Raw genomic sequence first — 19,962 nt, 5'->3', positions numbered from 1 at the left:
AAAACGTATTTAACAGAAGAGTGATTTATGGCTGCAACCAAGCCTGCTTTTAGCCCTCCGGGGAAACATGGTGACAAGATTTTCAGCGCGCTGGTCCGACTGGCTGCGCTGATTGTGCTATTGCTGCTGGGCGGCATTATCGTGTCCCTGATTTTCTCCTCCTGGCCGAGCATCCAGAAATTCGGTTTCTCCTTCCTGTGGACCAAAGAGTGGGACGCGCCAAACGATATCTACGGTGCGCTGGTGCCGATTTACGGCACGCTCGTGACCTCGTTTATCGCCCTGCTGATTGCCGTTCCTGTGAGCTTTGGTATCGCCCTGTTCCTGACGGAGCTGGCGCCTGGCTGGCTGCGACGCCCGCTGGGTATCGCGATTGAACTGCTGGCGGCGATCCCGAGTATCGTTTACGGCATGTGGGGCTTGTTCATTTTTGCGCCGCTGTTCGCGACCTACTTCCAGGAGCCGGTGGGGAATATCCTCTCCAACATTCCATTTGTGGGCGCGCTGTTCTCCGGTCCGGCCTTCGGGATTGGTATTCTGGCGGCAGGCGTAATTCTCGCCATCATGATTATTCCGTACATTGCGGCGGTCATGCGCGATGTCTTCGAACAAACCCCGGTGATGATGAAAGAGTCGGCCTACGGGATCGGTTGCACCACCTGGGAAGTGATCTGGCGTATCGTCCTGCCGTTCACCAAAAATGGTGTTATCGGCGGCATCATGCTGGGCCTCGGGCGCGCGCTGGGTGAAACCATGGCCGTGACCTTTATCATCGGTAACACCTACCAGCTCGACAGCGTTTCGCTCTATATGCCGGGCAACAGCATCACCTCTGCGCTGGCGAATGAGTTCGCCGAAGCGGAATCTGGGCTGCACGTGGCGGCACTGATGGAGCTGGGCCTGATACTGTTTGTTATCACCTTTATTGTTCTGGCGATCTCCAAGCTGATGATCATGCGCCTCGCAAAAAGTGAGGGGGCACGCTAATGACGACTCTCGAAATGCAATCCACCGCTGAACTGGCTGAATCTCGCCGCAAAATGCAGGCGCGCCGCCGCATGAAGAACCGTCTGGCGCTGACGCTGTCGATGGCAACGATGGCGTTTGGCCTGTTCTGGCTGGTGTGGATCCTGTTTTCTACCATTACGCGCGGCATCGACGGGATGTCGATTGCCCTGTTCACCGAAATGACGCCGCCGCCGAATACGGCGGGCGGTGGCCTGGCGAATGCCCTGGCGGGCAGCGGGTTGCTGATCCTGTGGGCGACCGCAGTCGGTACGCCGCTCGGGATCATGGCGGGGATTTATCTGGCGGAATATGGCCGTAAATCCTGGGTCGCGGAAGTGATTCGTTTCATCAACGACATCCTGCTCTCTGCGCCGTCTATCGTTGTCGGTCTGTTCGTCTACACCATTGTGGTAGCACAGATGGAGCACTTCTCCGGTTGGGCGGGTGTGATTGCGCTGGCGCTGCTGCAGGTGCCTATCGTTATTCGTACCACCGAGAACATGCTGAAACTGGTGCCGGACAGCCTGCGCGAAGCGGCTTATGCACTCGGCACACCGAAATGGAAAATGATTTCGGCGATCACGCTGAAAGCGTCGGTCTCGGGGATCATGACCGGTATCCTGCTGGCAATTGCGCGTATTGCGGGTGAAACCGCGCCGCTGCTGTTCACCGCGCTCTCCAATCAGTTCTGGAGCACGGACATGATGCAGCCCATCGCCAACCTGCCGGTCACCATCTTTAAATTTGCGATGAGCCCGTTCGCGGAGTGGCAGCAGCTGGCCTGGGCCGGCGTGCTGATTATTACCCTTTGCGTACTGTTGCTGAACATTCTGGCGCGCGTCATCTTCGCGAAGCAGAAACACGGTTAATTTTGACGGCGCGGCATCACGCGGCGCCGAATGAGGAAATGAGTCAATGAGTATGGTTGATACTGCACCGGGTAAGATCAAGGTTCGTGATTTGAACTTCTACTACGGTAAATTCCATGCCCTGAAAAACATCAACCTGGATATCGCCAAGAACCAGGTCACGGCATTTATCGGACCATCAGGTTGTGGCAAATCCACGCTGCTGCGCACCTTTAACAAGATGTTTGAGCTGTATCCGGAGCAGCGCGCGGAAGGCGAAATTCTGCTGGATGGCGACAACATTCTGACCAATACCCAGGATATCGCCCTGCTGCGTGCCAAAGTGGGGATGGTGTTCCAGAAACCGACGCCGTTCCCGATGTCGATCTACGACAACATCGCGTTTGGAGTGCGTTTGTTTGAAAAACTCTCCCGTGCTGATATGGACGAGCGCGTGCAGTGGGCCTTGACCAAGGCCGCATTATGGAACGAAACCAAAGATAAACTGCACCAGAGCGGATACTCTCTCTCCGGTGGTCAGCAGCAGCGTCTGTGCATTGCGCGCGGTATCGCCATTCGCCCGGAAGTGTTGCTGCTGGATGAGCCGTGCTCAGCCCTGGACCCGATCTCCACCGGTCGTATTGAAGAGCTGATCACCGAGCTGAAACAGGATTACACCGTGGTGATTGTGACCCACAACATGCAGCAGGCTGCGCGTTGTTCCGACCATACGGCATTTATGTACCTGGGCGAGTTGATTGAGTTCAGCAACACGGACGATCTGTTCACCAAGCCCGCGAAGAAACAAACCGAAGATTATATTACTGGCCGCTACGGTTGATTTGCCTTAGTGCATGTGGAGAAACCATGGATAACCTCAATCTAAATAAACACATTTCCGGCCAGTTCAACGCAGAGCTGGAAAGTATCCGCACCCAGGTGATGACGATGGGCGGCATGGTCGAGCAACAACTGTCTGATGCGATCACCGCCATGCACAACCAGGACAGCGAGCTGGCAAAGCGCGTTGTTGAAGGCGACAAAAACGTCAACATGATGGAAGTGGCGATCGACGAAGCCTGCGTTCGTATCATCGCGAAACGTCAGCCGACGGCGAGCGACCTGCGTCTGGTGATGGCGATCATCAAAACTATCGCCGAGCTGGAGCGCATTGGCGACGTGGCGGACAAAATCTGCCGCACCGCGCTCGAGAAGTTCTCCCACCAGCACCAGCCGCTGCTGGTGAGCCTGGAATCGTTGGGTCGTCATACGGTGCAGATGCTGCATGACGTGCTGGATGCGTTCGCGCGTATGGATCTCGATGAAGCGGTGCGTATTTACCGTGAAGACAAGAAGGTCGACCAGGAGTATGAAGGCATCGTGCGTCAGCTGATGACCTACATGATGGAAGATCCGCGCACCATTCCGAGCGTCCTGACCGCCCTGTTCTGCGCACGTTCTATCGAGCGTATCGGCGACCGCTGCCAGAACATTTGTGAATACATCTTCTACTTCGTGAAGGGACAGGATTTCCGTCACGTGGGCGGGGATGAGCTGGACAAGCTGCTGGCAGGGAAAGACCCGAAAGAGTGATCCGCTGTAAAAAGCCCGGTAGCGCGACGCTTACCGGGCCTGAAAAACCACGGATCTGTAGGCCGGATAAGCGCGAGCGCTGTCCGGCTTTTTTCATTAACGCGTAATATCCCACCCACGCGCTTTCCACAATTCCGGCAACTGCGCCAGATCGGTAAAGGTTGTCACTTTCGGGTGGCTGATCGGTTTGTTATGCGGATCGGCACAGAAGTAAAACACCTCCATCCCTGCATCAATCCCGGACTGCGCGCCTGCGCTGGAATCATCCACCAGAATGCAATTTTCAACGTTCACGTTCATCGCTTTCGCGGCGTGGAACATCAGGGCCGGATCGGGCTTCCAGCGCTGAATATCGTAGCCGCTGAACAGTTTTTCCGGGAAATGGTGCAACATTTCAAGCTTGCCGAGGGAGTGCTGCATTTTGCTGACCGGGCCGTTGGACACCACGCACATCGGCACAGCGATCGAATCCAGCAGGGCGTTTGCCCCGGCGATGACCTCCAGTTCCGAGTCGAAAAGGCGTGCGACCTCGGCGCGGTAAACGGGTTCTAAGTCGGCCTTCGCCAGACTGACGCCGTGCTCAGCGTTGATAATGTCGATGATCTCGTAGAGTTTGACGCCTTTGAAGCGCTTGAACGTCTCTTCAAGATCGAGCGTAATGCCGAATTCCTGGAACATGCTGACATACGCACGGGAACAAATGACCTCACTGTCGACCAGCGTACCGTCGCAGTCGAAAAATACCGCTTCAATTCCGGACATGCCTTTCCCTTTTAACAAGTTTAACGTTTACGTAATGCAATTTGCGGGACGCAATCGTTGCCGTATAAGCAAAATCAATGAAAAAAAGTCGCTCGCAAACGCGCCTATTGTCGCATTTTGGTATAGGATAGCGACGGATTTTTCCCTCCTTGTTCGGAAACTGATGATGAGCCAACAACACACTACCCAGACATCTGGTCAGGGTCTGCTTGAGCGCGTGTTTAAACTGCGCGAGCACGGCACAACGGCACGCACTGAAGTGATCGCCGGTTTTACCACCTTCCTGACGATGGTTTATATCGTTTTTGTTAACCCGCAGATTCTGGGCGTGGCTGGCATGGACACCAGCGCGGTCTTCGTGACCACCTGTCTGATCGCTGCACTCGGCAGCATCCTGATGGGCGTGTTTGCTAACCTTCCGGTTGCACTGGCACCAGCAATGGGTCTGAACGCTTTCTTCGCATTCGTGGTTGTGCAGGCGATGGGTCTGCCGTGGCAAGTGGGTATGGGCGCCATCTTCTGGGGCGCGGTAGGTTTGTTGCTGCTGACCATTTTCCGCGTACGTTACTGGATGATTGCCAATATCCCGGTGAGCCTGCGTGTCGGCATCACCAGTGGTATCGGACTGTTTATCGGCATGATGGGGCTGAAAAACGCGGGTGTGATCGTCGCTAACCCGGAAACCCTGGTGAGCATCGGTAACCTGACCTCACACAGCGTGCTGTTGGGTGTGCTGGGCTTCTTCATCATCGCGATTCTGGCATCCCGTAATATTCACGCCGCGGTGCTGGTCTCTATTATCGTGACCACCCTGTTCGGCTGGATGCTGGGTGACGTGCATTACAACGGCATCGTTTCTGCACCGCCAAGTGTGACAACGGTGATTGGCCACGTCGATCTGGCAGGCTCGTTTAATCTGGGCCTGGCGGGTGTAATTTTCTCCTTCATGCTGGTGAACCTGTTCGACTCCTCCGGTACCCTTATCGGTGTGACCGATAAAGCGGGTCTGGCGGATGAGAAAGGCAAATTCCCGCGCATGAAACAGGCGCTGTATGTGGATAGCATTTCGTCTGTTGCCGGTTCTTTCATCGGGACCTCTTCTGTTACGGCGTACATTGAGTCCTCGTCCGGCGTCTCCGTCGGTGGCCGTACCGGTCTGACCGCCGTCGTCGTGGGCCTGCTGTTCCTGCTGGTGATCTTCCTCTCTCCGCTGGCGGGGATGGTTCCACCGTACGCGGCTGCTGGCGCACTGATTTACGTTGGCGTGCTGATGACGTCGAGCCTGTCGCGCGTGAAGTGGGAAGATTTAACCGAAGCGGTTCCGGCGTTTATTACCGCCGTGATGATGCCGTTTAGCTTCTCCATCACCGAAGGTATCGCTCTGGGCTTCATCTCCTACTGCGTGATGAAAATCGGTACTGGTCGTTTCCGCGAACTCAGCCCATGCGTGATCGTGGTGGCGCTGCTGTTTGTGCTGAAGATTGTGTTTATTGACGCGAAATAAACAAAAAGCCCTTTCCCGGCGGGAAAGGGCTGATTCCCTTACGCTTTCACCCGCTGAATATACTCCCCAAACGCGGTCAACTGACCGGTCAGATGATCCAGCGTGCTCTGATCCACCACTTCGCCCGTCTGCGTATCCACTTTGTTCTGAATCACGCCGCCCATAAATTCCGGCTTGTTCATCACCATCGCATCCAGGAACACCAGAATCTGACGCAGATGATACTGGCAGCGTGCGCCGCCAATCGCGCCCATGGAACTGGTCTGGATCAGCACCGGCTTGCCGGAAAGCGGCTGCTCAGGTAAACGGGAAAGCCAGTCGATTGCATTCTTCAACCCGCCCGGCACCGAATAGTTGTACTCAGGTGTCACAATGACCACGCCATCAGCCTGGCGAATTTGCTCGGCCAGCGCTTCAACGCTTTGCGGGAACCCTTCTTCCTGCTGAACATCGGCGTCATACAGAGGAATATCGCCGATCGATGGCAGCGCGGAGACCTCCATTCCTGCCGGTGCCAGCTTAGGCAACGTGCGGGCAACCATCCCGTTAAATGAACCTTTGCGCAGGCTTCCCAGTAACGTAACAACTTTCAACGTATCAGACATGATTACTCCTTTTTCATCATGATGGCCCATCAGCGGGTCAGTTAAGGGTAAGTGCTTTTTCTGCCGGTAAACTGGTTAATCTCATCAGGCGCGCGGCGGGTTCGTTGGCGCGCGCGGGAACATCAGGAAGGCTATGCCATCCGTGTCGGCTGTCAAATTCCCAGATCTTCAGGCGCTCAATCGCAGGGGTGACGGCAATCGACCAGATCAGCACGTCTTCGGCGTCGCTGAGGGCCTCCACGCGCGCCGCTTTGGTTGCGCGCAGGCGTCCTGAACCGGGGAGCAGCTGGAGCAAGCTGGCGTCGTCTGCCGCACAGCCGGAGAGCTTTTGAATACTCTGACGCAAGGTGATGAGCTGCGCTTTGGCTTCATTGGGGTCGTTTTGATTACGCACCCACAGCTTTTCATTGCTCGATAAAGGATAGGCGTCGTGCGCGTGAGGGCCGTGGAAACCGCGAGTCGCGCGCTGGAGTTCCATATCCAGTCCGCAATCGCCTTCCGTTGTAAGGGCCACGCCAACAATATTTCCCGTGTAGGCGATGGAAAAACGCGGTAGCGCCGGGTCAGCAAAAACAGGGCGGCCTTCAGGCTGGGTGATCATCTCCGGCAGTTCGCTGGTGCCGTAGAGCATAAACAGCAGCTCGGACAGTAACGCCCTGGAGGCCAAAAAGCGCGAGCGTCGGTGATCCGGAAGCTTGCGCGCCTCGTTGTGGCAGGAAGAGGAGAGTCTGACAGACACCAGTCGTCCTTCGGTCAGGATCCCTCTTGCAAAATGCGTTGCCATTTTTCGCTCCATGATAATGGTCAGAGACAGGTTAAACGGTTACATGATTATCGCTTAACTGAGCCTCTCTTTTAATGGGTAAATCCACTAATGAGAAGCCCGGGGACCGAACTTTACATTTTTAGAGGGAAAAATCGGATCTCTGGCGCAGAGAATCGCAGTACAACGCTTTGATCGTCTCTTTCAGCCAGATGATTTTCGGGTTGTGACTGTTGCGCTTATGCCAGATCAGGGTGAAAGGTACGTTGAGCTTTTCGGCCTGCGCGTCGTCGATGGGAATGGGGCGACTCACCAGCTTACGCTGGTGGAGCTGATTGTAGTGATGGCAGTAGTGCGGCGCGGTGGCGATATAGTTGTGGTCGGGTTGTGCCGCCATAAACATCGACTGCTCAAAGCCCGGCAGGCTCAGGGCGATGTTGCGCTCGCGGCCCATCTCTTTCAGCACTTCGTCCAGCGCCCAGGTGTCGCTGCGCTCCCAGAAGATGCTGATGTGGGGGTAGCGTAAAAAGGTGTCGAGATTCCACTCTTCCTGGAGCGCCGGATGGTCTTCGCGCAGATAGACGCACGGGCGGTCGCTAAAGAGGATTTCGTGGTCGATAAACCACGGGAGCAGCTTTAACAGTTCGCGCGAGCGAGGATGCGTTTCGCGCCCGGTAAAACCAATATCCACCTCGCCGCGCGTGATGGCATCCAGCGAGTCGTAATCCCAGTGACGCATCCGCACGGTGGCCTGCGGATAACGCTGATTCACCTGCTCTAACAGAGCGTTAAAGCGAATCAGCATCAACGGCGTTTCCGCCGCCAGCTCGAATTTCAGCCCGCAGGGGGAATCGTGGTGGGGTTTATCCAGGATCTGATTGCCAATCTGCATCCAGTCCGTCAGATCTTGCTCAAGACTCACCGTTAGCGGCGTGGGCAGCAGGCCCAGCGGCGTTTTCACAAACAGCGGATCGTCAAACCAGTCGCGCAGTTTCGCCAGCGATTTACTGACCGCAGACGGCGTGACGTTCATCCGTTTTGCTGCTTTCGTGACGCTGCGTTCCTGCAGCAACAGCTGCAGGCACAGCAGGAGGTTAAGATCGAGACTGCTGATGGGCTTCTTCATAGTGCGCTGCGGGCCGTATCGCCATGATTAACAGAATGCAGACCATGCTACAGCCAATCAGAATCCCGATCAGCATATTCAGCGCATTAAGACCTATCACCGCCGCCAGCCAAATCCACAGGGACGAACCGCACACCTGAGCGATACCGAGCGCAGAGCTGGCCACACCGGCGCGCAGGGAGAACGGCCCCAGCGCCTGGCTCATCGCGACGCCAAACCCTACCGAGAAACCGGCGCAGATCAGGGTTATCCCCGCCAGCATAATGGCGTGGGAACTTGCGGTCGCCAGCACCACGCCGGCTATCAGGAACAGGATCTGCGAGGTCAGCATCAGGCTGCGCTGGCTGAAGACGTTAAGGGCGAACGGTGTCGAGAACGAGACCGCCATGCTGACCATTGCCGTTAAGGCCATAACCGAGGAGTATTCCCCGCGATCAAAGCCCATGGTTTCCATCAATAAAACCGGGGAAACGTTTACATAGGTGAGGATTACCACGACGCTCAAGGTGGTGATCAGCAGACGACTGATGAAAAAGCGGTTCAGGAGCTTTTCGGCCGGATGAATCGTCGCGGCATTCCCCGCGTGATGCGAGCCAGGATGCGTCTCTTTCAGCACGGTGATAGAAAGGATGAAGACCAGCAGGCCCATCACCGCCATCGTCCAGAACAGGCTCTGCCACGGCAGTTTAAGCATAATCAGATAACCGATCACCGGAGCCAGCACCGGAATAATGCAGGTAATGCCGTTAAGCATCGAGAGCACCTTCGCGCGGCGCTGCGCGCTCAGGGTATCGCGCAGAATGGCAAATGCGACCACATAACAGCCGCCCGCCCCAATGCCCTGAATGAAGCGCCCGGTCAGGAACAGCGTGCTGTCCTGCGCCATTGAGCAGAGGACCGAAGCCAGGGCGAAAATCACCGCACCGGTAATCGCCACCGGCTGGCGCCCGGCTTTGTCGGCAATCTTACCGGCAAACACCATCGACGATGCCATCCCTGCCAGATAGGCGGAAAACGCGATGTGCAGTTGCGCTTCACTGGCCCCCAGATCCCGCGCGATGTGCGGCAGGCCGACCAGATACATATCAATGCCCGATGGATAAAGCAGAACCAGTGCAAAACTACAAAACAGAAAACGCGCCATAAACCCCCCATGATCGGCAGGCTCGAAGCATAGGGGGAGAAGCGGGAAGAAGCGAGTTGCCATTTGGACAAAGGTGATTTCCCAGGAGGAAATCACCTTTGAGGCGGGAGGTTATTTGCCGATACAGAAGCTTGAGAAAATGCGGCCCAGCAAATCGTCGGAAGTAAACTCACCGGTAATTTCACTCAGGCTCTGCTGCGCCAGACGCAGCTCTTCCGCCAGCAGTTCACCCGCCCAGGCGCCGAGCAGCTGTGCTTTGCCCTGATCGAGATGATTAGCCGCTTGTTCCAGCGCCTGCAGGTGGCGGCGACGGGCCAGGAAACCGCCTTCCATGCTCGTATCAAAGCCCATGCTCTGTTTGAGATGGTTACGCAGGTCATCCACGCCTTCACCGGTACGCGCCGACAGACGGATGAGTGATTGACCATTCACATCGCTCAGGCCCAGCGTTTCACCTGTTTTATCGGCTTTGTTACGCACCACGGTAATCGGCAGTTTGGCGGGCAGACGGGCGATAAAGTCCGGCCAGATTTCAGCGGGATCAACGGCGTCGGTGGTGGTTCCGTCGACCATAAACAGCACGCGGTCAGCCTGCTCGATCTCCTGCCACGCACGCTCGATGCCGATGCGCTCCACTTCGTCGCTGGCGTCGCGCAGACCGGCGGTGTCGATAATGTGCAGGGGCATACCGTCGATATGAATATGTTCGCGCAGTACGTCGCGGGTCGTGCCGGCAATATCCGTCACGATCGCCGCTTCGCGGCCCGCCAGGGCGTTCAGCAGGCTCGATTTCCCGGCGTTAGGGCGACCAGCGATAACCACTTTCATCCCTTCGCGCAGCAGGCTGCCCTGACGCGCTTCGGCGCGCACGGCGTCAAGATCGGACATGACGCTGTTCAGCTGCGCTTCGATTTTACCGTCGGAGAGGAAGTCGATCTCTTCATCGGGGAAGTCGATGGCAGCTTCCACGTAGATTCGCAGGTGAGTGAGTGCTTCCACAAGATGGTTCACGCGTGCGGAAAACGCGCCCTGCAGGGAGTTCAGGGCGGAACGTGCCGCCTGTTCAGAGCTGGCGTCGATCAGGTCAGCAATGGCTTCGGCCTGTGCCAGGTCGAGCTTGTCGTTGAGGAACGCACGCTCGGAGAACTCGCCCGGCTTAGCAATACGCAGGCCCGGCAAGGTCAGAATACGTTTTAACAGCAGGTCGAGGATCACCGGACCGCCGTGGCCCTGCAGCTCCAGCACGTCTTCACCGGTAAAGGAGTTTGGGCCTGGGAACCAGAGCGCGATGCCCTGATCCAGCGCGGTGCCGTCTGCATCTTTAAACGGCAGGTAGTCGGCGTAACGCGGCTTTGGCAGTTTGCCCAGCACGGCTTCGGCCACCTCGCGCGCCTTGAGGCCGGAGATACGCAGAATGCCTACACCACCGCGTCCCGGTGGGGTTGCCTGGGCGACGATCGTGTCGTTATGGCTCATGGGATGTCTCGTCAAATACAAATAAAAAAGGCGGTCAAATGACCGCCCTTATTTTAGCGTTCTCTTACCGAATCAGGATTTTTTCTTTTCGCGGCTATGCAGGCCACGTTTTTCCAGACCACGGTAGATCAGCTGCTGCTGGATGATGGTCACCAGGTTGCTGACGATATAGTACAGCACCAGACCTGACGGGAACCACAGGAAGAACACGGTGAAGATGACCGGCATGAAGGTCATGATCTTCTGCTGCATCGGGTCGGTCACGGTGGTCGGCGACATCTTCTGAATGAAGAACATCGTCACGCCCATCAGGATCGGCAGGATGTAGTACGGGTCCTGTGCAGACAAGTCATGGATCCACAGAGCAAATGGCGCGTGGCGCAGCTCAACGGAACCCATCAGCATGTAGTACAGCGCAAGGAAGATTGGCATCTGAATCAGCAGCGGGAAGCAACCACCCAGTGGGTTTACTTTCTCTGCTTTATACAGGGCCATCATTTCCTGGCTCTGACGCTGTTTATCATCGCCCAGACGCTCACGCATCGCCGCAATCTTCGGCTGCAGCATACGCATCTTCGCCATGGAGGTGTACTGCGCTTTGGTCAGCGGGTACATGATGCCACGAACGATGAAGGTAATAACGATGATGGAGAAGCCCCAGTTACCCAGGAAGCTGTGGATCCACTTCAGCAGTTTGAACAGCGGCTGAGAGATGAACCACAACCAACCGTAATCGACGGTCAGATCCAGGTGCGGTGCCACGGCTGCCATTTTGTCCTGAATTTCAGGACCGACCCACAGGGTGCTGGCCAGTTGACCTGTTTGACCAGGCTGAACCAGAACCGGCTGCGATTTGTAGCCAATAGCCGCAATGCCATTGCCCAGATTCGCAGTGTAGAAATTGTTGGTACCGTTGTTATTTGGCACCCACGCTGTCGCGAAATACTGTTGCAACATCGCAACCCAACCGCCTTTAGCACTGACGTTCAGGTTTTCGTTATCGGCGATGGTGTCGAATTTGTATTTCTCGTACTTGGTATCTGGCGTGGAGTACGCCGCGCCACGGAAGGTATGCAGCGCAAAGTTGCTGCTTCCGGTGTCACGGTGAGACGGCAGATTGATGGACTGCTTCAGCTGACCAAACGTGGAAACTTCCAGTGGTTTCTCACCGGCGTTCTGCACGTTATAGCCCACATTCACCGCATACTCACCGCGTTTCAGGGTGAAGGTTTTGGTGAAGGTGTTGCCCGCGGCGTCAGTGTAAGTCATCGGGATCGCGAGTTCGTTCTGACCATCAGCCAGTACAAAGGTGTCACTGTCGACGTTATACAGCGGACGAGCGCCATTAGCCGGGTTGTCCGGGCCATCACGACCGGTCAGACCGCTCTGAGCCTGATACAGGAACTCAGGCGTCGTTTCCAGCAGCTGGAACGGCTCGTTTGACTTCAGCTCTTTCGGGTAAGTCAGCAGCAGTGCCTGCTCAATATCGCCACCACGGGTGTTGATAGTCAGCTCAAGCACATCGGTTTTCACCGTAATCTGCTTCCCTTGGCCACTGGCCGGTACGCCCTGGTCGGCGGCGCTACCCGCTACGGTGGTCGTTGTCTGCGTGGTCTGTTGCGGCTGTGGTTGAGGATTTTTATCCTGCTCCCATGCCTGCCAGATCATGAAAGACACGAACAACAAAGCGATGACTAAAAGATTGCGTTGCGAATCCATCGTTAGTGTTCTCTGGTATCAAATGGTCCGGGTGGGACGGGGTCGTCACCACCAGGGTGTAAAGGGTGGCATTTTAATACGCGTTTCACCGTCAACCAACTGCCTTTTATCACTCCAAACCTGCGCAATGCCTCAATTCCGTAGCTGGAACAGGTTGGAGTGAAACGACAATGCGGCCCGAGCAGCGGACTGATCAGGCGCTGATAGACCCGAATACAGGCTATCAGGACCCTTGAGCCAGGCGACAATGGCGGCGCCATAGTTTTTCCAACGCTTCCGAGAGAGCACGGTTATCGAGGTCGGCAACCCCTTTTTTAGCCACCACCACGAAATCCATTGAAGGCAGTTCATGTTGACGTAAACGGAAGCTTTCACGCGTCAGACGTTTAATCCGATTGCGTTCATGCGCACGCTTAACGTTTTTCTTGGCGACAGTTAGACCGATGCGGGGATGCCCCAGCGAATTTTGGCGGCCGAGGATGGTGATTTGCGGCGTGCCAGCCCGTTGTGGCTGCTGGAAGACGAAAGTGAAATGAGTGGGAGTTAACAAACGTAACTCCCTGGGAAATGCTAGCTTAACCACCAGGGGTTAGCTTTTATTACTTAGAAACGGTCAGACGAGAACGGCCTTTAGCACGACGACGTGCCAGAACCTGACGACCATTTTTATTAGCCATACGAGCACGGAAGCCGTGAGAACGGTTGCGCTTCAGTACAGACGGTTGAAAAGTGCGTTTCATGGCGATTTCTACCTAAACTTGAATAAATTCACTGACTTTCGCGTATACCCGAACGATTATCGAACGACTAACGCCTCAGCGTGGGTGATTAAAGAGGCCGGATTGTAATAATTGTACACTCCGGAGTCAATTCTCTTTCCTTATTTCCCGCGTATTTCCGCACGATTTCGTGTGGAAAATGAGCAGCGTCCCGCGCGGAGGACGAGCATCACGCGCCGGGTGGGGGATTATACGACCTCCTAACCAAAGCGCAAGGATCGTCCAGGATCATCATTAGATCTTTTAAGCAAAAAATTGTCTGTGCTCATTAATTTTTCCAATATGCGGGCTAAATCGTGGGGCACTCCCTCCAGGATCGTTTACACTTACCCGGTTTCGGATCTTCCTGTGGATAAATCGGGAAGAATCTGTGAGAAACAGAAGATCTCTGGCTCAGTTTAGGCTATGATCCGCGGTCCTGATCGGGATCCAAAGGGGTCTGGTCAGGTAAAAATTGCAGATAGCAATTCGCACGTCACCCTTTGCACAGGGTCTTGTCGACGTGTGCCAACAATCACGAATATTCAGTATCTTTCTTTTATTGTTCGAGTGGAGTCCGCCGTGTCACTTTCGCTTTGGCAGCAGTGTCTTGCCCGATTGCAGGATGAGTTACCAGCCACAGAATTCAGTATGTGGATCCGCCCGTTGCAGGCGGAACTGAGCGATAACACGCTGGCTTTGTATGCGCCAAACCGTTTCGTGCTCGATTGGGTAAGGGATAAATACCTAAATAATATCAATGGATTGCTCAATGATTTCTGCGGCACTGATGCCCCGCAGCTGCGTTTTGAAGTCGGTACTAAACCGGTCACGCAAACCGTCAGAGAGACGGTAAACGTGGCGGCTCCGGCCCAGATTCACGTCCCGACACCGCGCATTATTCAGCCCGCGCGTTCTGGCTGGGACAACGTTCCGGCTCCGGCTGAACCGACCTACCGCTCCAACGTTAACGTGAAGCACACCTTCGATAACTTCGTTGAGGGTAAATCGAACCAGCTGGCCCGTGCGGCGGCTCGTCAGGTTGCGGACAACCCAGGCGGCGCCTATAACCCGCTGTTCCTGTATGGCGGCACGGGTCTCGGTAAAACTCACCTGTTACACGCGGTGGGCAACGGCATTGTGGCGCGTAAGCCCAATGCGAAAGTGGTGTATATGCACTCCGAGCGCTTCGTTCAGGACATGGTAAAAGCCCTGCAAAACAACGCGATCGAAGAGTTTAAACGCTACTACCGTTCTGTTGATGCGCTGCTGATCGATGACATTCAGTTCTTTGCGAATAAAGAACGATCCCAGGAAGAGTTTTTCCACACCTTCAACGCCCTGCTGGAAGGTAACCAACAGATCATTTTGACCTCGGATCGTTACCCGAAAGAGATCAATGGAGTTGAGGATCGTCTGAAATCCCGCTTCGGCTGGGGCCTGACCGTGGCGATCGAGCCACCGGAGCTGGAAACCCGCGTCGCGATCCTAATGAAAAAAGCCGATGAAAACGACATTCGCCTGCCGGGTGAAGTGGCGTTCTTTATTGCGAAGCGTCTGCGTTCAAACGTGCGTGAACTCGAAGGCGCACTGAACCGCGTGATCGCCAACGCCAACTTTACTGGCCGGGCGATTACCATCGATTTTGTGCGTGAAGCGCTGCGCGATCTGCTGGCGTTACAGGAAAAACTGGTCACTATCGACAATATTCAGAAGACCGTGGCTGAGTACTACAAAATCAAAGTGGCAGATTTGTTGTCTAAACGTCGTTCCCGCTCGGTGGCGAGACCACGTCAGATGGCGATGGCGCTGGCGAAGGAATTAACCAACCACAGTCTGCCGGAAATCGGCGATGCGTTTGGTGGCCGTGACCATACGACCGTGCTGCACGCTTGTCGCAAGATCGAGCAGTTACGCGAAGAAAGCCACGACATAAAAGAAGATTTCTCCAATTTAATCAGAACATTATCATCGTGATGCTATGAAATTTACCGTTGAACGTGAACATTTATTAAAACCGCTGCAACAGGTGAGTGGCCCATTAGGTGGCCGCCCGACGCTGCCTATTCTTGGAAACCTGCTGCTTCAGGTCGCTGACGGTACGCTGTCGCTGACCGGCACAGACCTCGAAATGGAAATGGTCGCGCGCGTGACACTTTCTCAACCGCATGATGCGGGTGCCACCACCGTTCCGGCGCGTAAGTTCTTTGATATCTGCCGTGGGCTGCCGGAAGGCGCTGAAATTGCTGTCCAGCTGGAAGGCGACCGTATTCTGGTTCGCTCTGGTCGCAGCCGTTTCTCACTCTCTACACTGCCTGCCGCGGACTTCCCGAATCTGGACGACTGGCAGAGTGAAGTCGAATTCACCCTGCCGCAGGCGACGATGAAACGTCTGATTGAAGCGACCCAGTTCTCGATGGCGCATCAGGACGTTCGCTATTACTTAAACGGCATGTTGTTCGAAACCGAAGGTGAAGAACTGCGTACCGTGGCGACAGACGGCCACCGTCTGGCAGTCTGTTCCATGCCGATTGGCGTAACGCTGCCCAACCATTCGGTGATCGTCCCGCGTAAAGGTGTGATTGAGCTGATGCGTATGCTCGACGGCGGTGATACTCCGCTGCGCGTACAGATCGGCAGCAATAATATTCGCGCTCACGTGGGTGATTTTATCTTCACGTCGAAGCTGGTTGACGGTCGTTTCCCGGATTATCGCCGCGTATTGCCGAAAAATCCCGACAAAACGCTGGAAGCGGGCTGCGATATCCTCAAACAGGCCTTTGCCCGTGCGGCGATCCTCTCTAACGAGAAATTCCGCGGCGTGCGCCTGTATGTGAGTGAAAACCAGATCAAAATCACCGCAAACAACCCGGAGCAGGAAGAGGCAGAAGAGATTCTGGACGTCACCTACGCCGGTACCGAAATGGAAATCGGCTTTAACGTCAGCTACGTGCTGGATGTGCTCAATGCGCTCAAATGCGAAAACGTGCGCATTCTGCTGACCGATTCGGTTTCAAGCGTACAGATTGAAGATGCTGCCAGCCAAAGCGCGGCTTATGTTGTCATGCCAATGAGACTGTAATGTCGCTCACCCGCTTGCTGATCCGCGACTTTCGCAACATCGAAAGCGCGGATCTCGCTTTATCCCCCGGCTTTAATTTCCTGGTTGGCGCGAACGGTAGCGGCAAAACCAGCGTGCTGGAAGCCATCTACACGCTTGGCCATGGTCGTGCGTTTCGCAGCCTGCAGATTGGTCGCGTTATTCGTCACGAGCAGGACGCATTCGTGCTGCACGGACGACTTCAGGGCAGCGAGCGTGAAACCTCGATTGGCCTGACGAAAGACAAGCTGGGCGACAGCAAAGTGCGTATCGACGGCACCGACGGCCATAAAGTGGCTGAACTGGCGCTGCTGATGCCCATGCAGCTGATTACGCCAGAGGGGTTTACATTACTCAATGGCGGCCCCAAATACCGAAGAGCCTTCCTCGACTGGGGATGCTTTCACAACGAAGCGGGTTTCTTTACTGCCTGGAGCAACCTGAAACGGCTGCTTAAGCAGCGCAACGCCGCGCTGCGTCAGGTGACCCGCTATGCCCAGTTGCGCCCGTGGGATATGGAATTGGTTCCGCTTGCGGAACAAATCAGCCGCTGGCGTGCCGAATACAGCGCAGGTATCGCCGAAGATATGGCTGATACCTGTAAACAGTTTTTGCCCGAGTTTTCTCTGACCTTCTCCTTTCAGCGTGGCTGGGAGAAAGAGACGGATTATGCCGAGGTGCTGGAGAAAGGCTTCGAGCGTGACCGTATGCTGACCTACACCGCACACGGCCCGCACAAAGCGGATTTCCGCATTCGCGCCGACGGTGCGCCGGTGGAAGACACGCTGTCGCGCGGGCAACTCAAGCTTTTGATGTGCGCACTGCGCCTGGCGCAGGGTGAGTTTTTAACTCGCGAGAGTGGGCGACGTTGCCTGTATCTAATTGATGATTTTGCCTCGGAACTCGACGATGCACGGCGCGGACTGCTTGCCAGCCGCTTAAAAGCCACGCAGTCGCAGGTTTTCGTCAGCGCCATTAGCGCTGAACACGTTATGGACATGTCGGACAAAAATTCGAAGATGTTCACCGTGGAAAAGGGTAAAATAACGGATTAACCCAAGATTAAATGAGCGAGAAACGTTGATGTCGAATTCTTATGACTCCTCCAGTATCAAAGTCCTGAAAGGACTGGATGCGGTGCGTAAGCGCCCAGGTATGTATATCGGCGATACCGATGACGGCACCGGTCTGCACCACATGGTATTCGAGGTTGTGGATAACGCTATCGACGAAGCGCTCGCGGGTCACTGTAAAGATATTATCGTCACCATCCACGGCGATAACTCCGTTTCCGTACAGGATGATGGCCGTGGTATTCCGACCGGCATTCACCCGGAAGAGGGCGTATCCGCTGCGGAAGTGATCATGACCGTCCTGCACGCAGGCGGTAAATTCGATGACAACTCCTATAAAGTGTCCGGCGGCCTGCACGGCGTGGGCGTTTCCGTTGTTAACGCCCTGTCGCAGAAGCTGGAGCTGGTTATCTACCGCGAAGGTAAAATCCATCACCAGGTGTATACCCACGGCGTGCCACAGGCACCGCTGGCGGTTACTGGCGAAACGGAAAAAACCGGGACCACCGTGCGTTTCTGGCCGAGCCACGAAACCTTCTCTAATGTGACTGACTTCGAATACGACATTCTGGCAAAACGTCTGCGCGAGCTGTCGTTCCTGAACTCCGGCGTGTCCATCCGTCTGCGCGATAAGCGCGACGGTAAAGAAGATCATTTCCACTACGAAGGCGGCATCAAGGCGTTTGTTGAGTACCTCAACAAGAACAAAACGCCGATCCACCCAAATATCTTCTACTTCTCTACCGAAAAAGACGGTATCGGCGTGGAAGTGGCGCTGCAGTGGAACGACGGTTTCCAGGAAAATATCTACTGCTTCACCAACAACATTCCACAGCGCGACGGCGGTACGCACCTGGTCGGCTTCCGTACAGCCATGACCCGTACCCTTAACGCCTACATGGATAAAGAAGGCTACAGCAAAAAAGCGAAAGTCAGCGCCACCGGTGACGATGCCCGTGAAGGCCTGATTGCTGTGGTTTCCGTGAAAGTGCCAGACCCGAAATTCTCCTCTCAGACCAAAGACAAACTGGTCTCTTCCGAGGTGAAATCTGCGGTTGAACAGCAGATGAACGAACTGCTGAGCGAATACCTGCTGGAAAACCCGTCTGACGCGAAAATCGTTGTCGGCAAAATCATTGATGCGGCGCGTGCCCGTGAAGCGGCGCGTAAAGCCCGTGAAATGACCCGTCGTAAAGGTGCGCTGGATCTGGCCGGTCTGCCGGGCAAACTGGCGGACTGCCAGGAACGCGATCCGGCTCGCTCCGAACTGTACCTGGTGGAAGGGGACTCCGCGGGCGGTTCTGCGAAGCAGGGCCGTAACCGTAAGAACCAGGCGATTCTGCCGCTGAAAGGTAAAATCCTGAACGTTGAGAAGGCGCGCTTTGACAAAATGCTCTCCTCTCAGGAAGTGGCGACGCTGATCACTGCCCTCGGCTGTGGCATCGGTCGCGACGAGTACAACCCGGACAAACTGCGCTATCACAGCATCATCATCATGACCGATGCGGACGTCGATGGTTCACACATCCGTACGCTGCTGCTGACCTTCTTCTACCGTCAGATGCCAGAAATCGTTGAACGCGGCCACATCTACATTGCACAGCCACCGCTGTACAAAGTGAAGAAAGGCAAGCAGGAACAGTACATTAAAGACGACGAAGCGATGGATCAGTATCAGATCTCTATCGCTCTGGATGGCGCGACCCTGCATGCGAATGCCCACGCTCCGGCGCTGGCGGGTGAGCCACTGGAGAAACTGGTCTCTGAGTACAATGCGACGCAGAAAATGATTGGTCGTATGGAGCGTCGCTTCCCGCGCACGCTGCTGAAAGAGCTGGTTTATCAGCCGACGCTGGCTGAAGCCGATCTCAGCGACGAGCAGAAAGTGACGCGCTGGGTGAACGCCCTGGTGACTGAGCTGAACGAAAGCGAGCAGCACGGCAGCATGTGGCAGTTTGACGTTCGCGAGAACGCTGAACAGCACCTGTTCGAGCCAATCATCCGCGTACGTACACACGGCGTAGACACCGACTATCCGCTGGATCACGAGTTTGTGACCGGTGGCGAATACCGTCGTCTCTGCACGCTGGGCGAAAAACTGCGTGGTCTTATCGAAGAAGACGCGTTTATCGAACGTGGCGAACGCCGTCAGCCGGTTGCCAGCTTCGAGCAGGCGCTGGAGTGGCTGGTGAAAGAGTCCCGTCGTGGTCTCTCCATTCAGCGTTATAAAGGTCTGGGCGAAATGAACCCGGATCAGCTGTGGGAAACCACCATGGATCCGGAAAGCCGCCGCATGCTGCGCGTGACCGTGAAAGATGCGATCGCTGCTGACCAGCTGTTCACTACCCTGATGGGCGACGCCGTTGAACCGCGCCGCGCCTTCATCGAAGAGAACGCATTGAAAGCCGCGAATATCGACATTTAATTCAGGCCGTCGATTCTGTAAGCCCGGTAGGTGTAGCCTCACCGGGCTTTTCTTTGCC

At 55.5% G+C, this 19,962-nt stretch carries 19 protein-coding genes; 9 read left to right on the top strand and 10 right to left on the bottom strand.

The window, feature by feature from the left end; all coding sequences use genetic code 11:
• Positions 1-27 precede the first annotated feature (27 nt).
• Genes pstC through phoU form a run of 4 tightly spaced genes read left to right on the top strand, consistent with a single transcriptional unit; the run spans position 28 to position 3,449 of the window.
• Entirely contained in the window at positions 28-987 is a 960-nt protein-coding gene (gene pstC, locus F153LOC_RS14285; RefSeq protein ID WP_100778290.1) for a phosphate ABC transporter permease PstC, read from the top strand.
• Entirely contained in the window at positions 987-1,877 is an 891-nt protein-coding gene (pstA, locus tag F153LOC_RS14280) for a phosphate ABC transporter permease PstA (protein WP_100778289.1), read from the top strand. The genes pstC and pstA overlap by 1 nt, the downstream gene beginning before the upstream one ends.
• 46 nt (positions 1,878-1,923) lie before the next feature.
• Positions 1,924-2,697 carry a phosphate ABC transporter ATP-binding protein PstB gene (gene pstB, locus F153LOC_RS14275; protein ID WP_100778288.1) on the top strand — a complete coding sequence of 258 codons (774 nt, stop codon included), beginning with the start codon at positions 1,924-1,926 and terminating at the stop codon, positions 2,695-2,697.
• 26 nt (positions 2,698-2,723) lie between these two features.
• Positions 2,724-3,449 (top strand): phosphate signaling complex protein PhoU, encoded by a 726-nt coding sequence (gene phoU / locus F153LOC_RS14270; protein ID WP_095284109.1) that lies wholly within the window; start codon positions 2,724-2,726, stop codon positions 3,447-3,449.
• Between the two features lie 96 nt (positions 3,450-3,545).
• Here the strand turns inward: phoU and yieH are convergent, their stop codons facing one another.
• Entirely contained in the window at positions 3,546-4,211 is a 666-nt protein-coding gene (yieH, locus tag F153LOC_RS14265) for a 6-phosphogluconate phosphatase (protein ID WP_102105124.1), read from the bottom strand.
• A 166-nt stretch (positions 4,212-4,377) separates the two neighbouring features.
• Between yieH and adeP the strand changes: the two genes are divergently transcribed.
• The gene (gene adeP / locus F153LOC_RS14260) at positions 4,378-5,715 is read left to right on the top strand and encodes an adenine permease AdeP (protein ID WP_142503673.1); all 1,338 of its coding nucleotides are present in this window, start codon (positions 4,378-4,380) and stop codon (positions 5,713-5,715) included.
• 38 nt (positions 5,716-5,753) lie between these two features.
• On the opposite strand, the gene F153LOC_RS14255 is transcribed toward adeP, so the two are convergent.
• The 9 genes from F153LOC_RS14255 to rpmH form a co-directional block, all read right to left on the bottom strand.
• Entirely contained in the window at positions 5,754-6,320 is a 567-nt protein-coding gene (locus tag F153LOC_RS14255) for an NADPH-dependent FMN reductase (protein ID WP_102105123.1), read from the bottom strand.
• A 37-nt stretch (positions 6,321-6,357) separates the two neighbouring features.
• A complete protein-coding gene (locus tag F153LOC_RS14250) occupies positions 6,358-7,104 on the bottom strand; it encodes a 4'-phosphopantetheinyl transferase superfamily protein (RefSeq protein ID WP_100778285.1) in 747 nt (248 codons plus the stop codon).
• Between the two features lie 121 nt (positions 7,105-7,225).
• Entirely contained in the window at positions 7,226-8,209 is a 984-nt protein-coding gene (yidZ, locus tag F153LOC_RS14245; protein WP_100778284.1) for an HTH-type transcriptional regulator YidZ, read from the bottom strand.
• Positions 8,178-9,353 carry an MFS transporter gene (locus F153LOC_RS14240; RefSeq protein ID WP_102105122.1) on the bottom strand — a complete coding sequence of 392 codons (1,176 nt, stop codon included), beginning with the start codon at positions 9,351-9,353 and terminating at the stop codon, positions 8,178-8,180. The genes yidZ and F153LOC_RS14240 overlap by 32 nt, the downstream gene beginning before the upstream one ends.
• A gap of 111 nt (positions 9,354-9,464) precedes the next feature.
• Positions 9,465-10,829, bottom strand: a complete 1,365-nt coding sequence (gene mnmE / locus F153LOC_RS14235; protein WP_102105121.1) for a tRNA uridine-5-carboxymethylaminomethyl(34) synthesis GTPase MnmE — start codon at positions 10,827-10,829, stop codon at positions 9,465-9,467.
• 72 nt (positions 10,830-10,901) lie between these two features.
• On the bottom strand, positions 10,902-12,548 hold the full coding sequence (gene yidC, locus F153LOC_RS14230) for a membrane protein insertase YidC (RefSeq protein WP_102105120.1): 1,647 nt from the start codon (positions 12,546-12,548) through the stop codon (positions 10,902-10,904).
• A gap of 2 nt (positions 12,549-12,550) precedes the next feature.
• Positions 12,551-12,808 carry a membrane protein insertion efficiency factor YidD gene (gene yidD / locus F153LOC_RS14225; RefSeq protein ID WP_100778281.1) on the bottom strand — a complete coding sequence of 86 codons (258 nt, stop codon included), beginning with the start codon at positions 12,806-12,808 and terminating at the stop codon, positions 12,551-12,553.
• Positions 12,772-13,131: a ribonuclease P protein component gene (gene rnpA / locus F153LOC_RS14220; protein WP_095284128.1), complete on the bottom strand. Its 360-nt coding sequence runs from the start codon at positions 13,129-13,131 to the stop codon at positions 12,772-12,774. The genes yidD and rnpA overlap by 37 nt, the downstream gene beginning before the upstream one ends.
• A 16-nt stretch (positions 13,132-13,147) precedes the next feature.
• Complete coding sequence (gene rpmH, locus F153LOC_RS14215) at positions 13,148-13,288, bottom strand: 50S ribosomal protein L34 (RefSeq protein WP_003023858.1); 141 nt, start codon at positions 13,286-13,288, stop codon at positions 13,148-13,150.
• Positions 13,289-13,888: 600 nt separating this feature from the next.
• Here rpmH and dnaA point away from each other — a divergent pair.
• Genes dnaA through gyrB form a run of 4 tightly spaced genes read left to right on the top strand, consistent with a single transcriptional unit; the run spans position 13,889 to position 19,904 of the window.
• Entirely contained in the window at positions 13,889-15,283 is a 1,395-nt protein-coding gene (dnaA, locus tag F153LOC_RS14205; RefSeq protein WP_100778280.1) for a chromosomal replication initiator protein DnaA, read from the top strand.
• Between the two features lie 4 nt (positions 15,284-15,287).
• The gene (gene dnaN / locus F153LOC_RS14200) at positions 15,288-16,388 is read left to right on the top strand and encodes a DNA polymerase III subunit beta (protein ID WP_100778279.1); all 1,101 of its coding nucleotides are present in this window, start codon (positions 15,288-15,290) and stop codon (positions 16,386-16,388) included.
• Positions 16,388-17,461, top strand: a complete 1,074-nt coding sequence (gene recF, locus F153LOC_RS14195; protein WP_100778278.1) for a DNA replication/repair protein RecF — start codon at positions 16,388-16,390, stop codon at positions 17,459-17,461. Before dnaN ends, recF begins: the two co-directional genes overlap by 1 nt.
• Positions 17,462-17,489: 28 nt before the next feature.
• Entirely contained in the window at positions 17,490-19,904 is a 2,415-nt protein-coding gene (gyrB, locus tag F153LOC_RS14190) for a DNA topoisomerase (ATP-hydrolyzing) subunit B (protein WP_100778277.1), read from the top strand.
• The last annotated feature ends 58 nt before the right edge of the window (positions 19,905-19,962 follow it).

Source organism: Lelliottia sp. F153 (assembly GCF_002870005.1).
Lineage (GTDB): Bacteria > Pseudomonadota > Gammaproteobacteria > Enterobacterales > Enterobacteriaceae > Enterobacter > Enterobacter nimipressuralis.
Note: the sequence above shows the minus strand (reverse complement) of the source record. Positions and strands in the feature narration are given on the sequence as shown.

What these genes read in the sequence shown, in the direction of transcription:
- yidZ (WP_100778284.1), bottom strand. Translation starts at nt 8,209, where the DNA reads ATGAAGAAGCCCATCAGCAGTCTCGATCTTAACCTCCTGCTGTGCCTG.
- dnaN (WP_100778279.1), top strand. Translation starts at nt 15,288, where the DNA reads ATGAAATTTACCGTTGAACGTGAACATTTATTAAAACCGCTGCAACAG.
- yieH (WP_102105124.1), bottom strand. Translation starts at nt 4,211, where the DNA reads ATGTCCGGAATTGAAGCGGTATTTTTCGACTGCGACGGTACGCTGGTC.
- gyrB (WP_100778277.1), top strand. Translation starts at nt 17,490, where the DNA reads ATGTCGAATTCTTATGACTCCTCCAGTATCAAAGTCCTGAAAGGACTG.
- adeP (WP_142503673.1), top strand. Translation starts at nt 4,378, where the DNA reads ATGAGCCAACAACACACTACCCAGACATCTGGTCAGGGTCTGCTTGAG.
- recF (WP_100778278.1), top strand. Translation starts at nt 16,388, where the DNA reads ATGTCGCTCACCCGCTTGCTGATCCGCGACTTTCGCAACATCGAAAGC.
- yidD (WP_100778281.1), bottom strand. Translation starts at nt 12,808, where the DNA reads ATGGCGCCGCCATTGTCGCCTGGCTCAAGGGTCCTGATAGCCTGTATT.
- pstC (WP_100778290.1), top strand. Translation starts at nt 28, where the DNA reads ATGGCTGCAACCAAGCCTGCTTTTAGCCCTCCGGGGAAACATGGTGAC.
- yidC (WP_102105120.1), bottom strand. Translation starts at nt 12,548, where the DNA reads ATGGATTCGCAACGCAATCTTTTAGTCATCGCTTTGTTGTTCGTGTCT.
- F153LOC_RS14250 (WP_100778285.1), bottom strand. Translation starts at nt 7,104, where the DNA reads ATGGCAACGCATTTTGCAAGAGGGATCCTGACCGAAGGACGACTGGTG.
- F153LOC_RS14240 (WP_102105122.1), bottom strand. Translation starts at nt 9,353, where the DNA reads ATGGCGCGTTTTCTGTTTTGTAGTTTTGCACTGGTTCTGCTTTATCCA.
- pstA (WP_100778289.1), top strand. Translation starts at nt 987, where the DNA reads ATGACGACTCTCGAAATGCAATCCACCGCTGAACTGGCTGAATCTCGC.
- mnmE (WP_102105121.1), bottom strand. Translation starts at nt 10,829, where the DNA reads ATGAGCCATAACGACACGATCGTCGCCCAGGCAACCCCACCGGGACGC.
- rpmH (WP_003023858.1), bottom strand. Translation starts at nt 13,288, where the DNA reads ATGAAACGCACTTTTCAACCGTCTGTACTGAAGCGCAACCGTTCTCAC.
- phoU (WP_095284109.1), top strand. Translation starts at nt 2,724, where the DNA reads ATGGATAACCTCAATCTAAATAAACACATTTCCGGCCAGTTCAACGCA.
- F153LOC_RS14255 (WP_102105123.1), bottom strand. Translation starts at nt 6,320, where the DNA reads ATGTCTGATACGTTGAAAGTTGTTACGTTACTGGGAAGCCTGCGCAAA.
- pstB (WP_100778288.1), top strand. Translation starts at nt 1,924, where the DNA reads ATGAGTATGGTTGATACTGCACCGGGTAAGATCAAGGTTCGTGATTTG.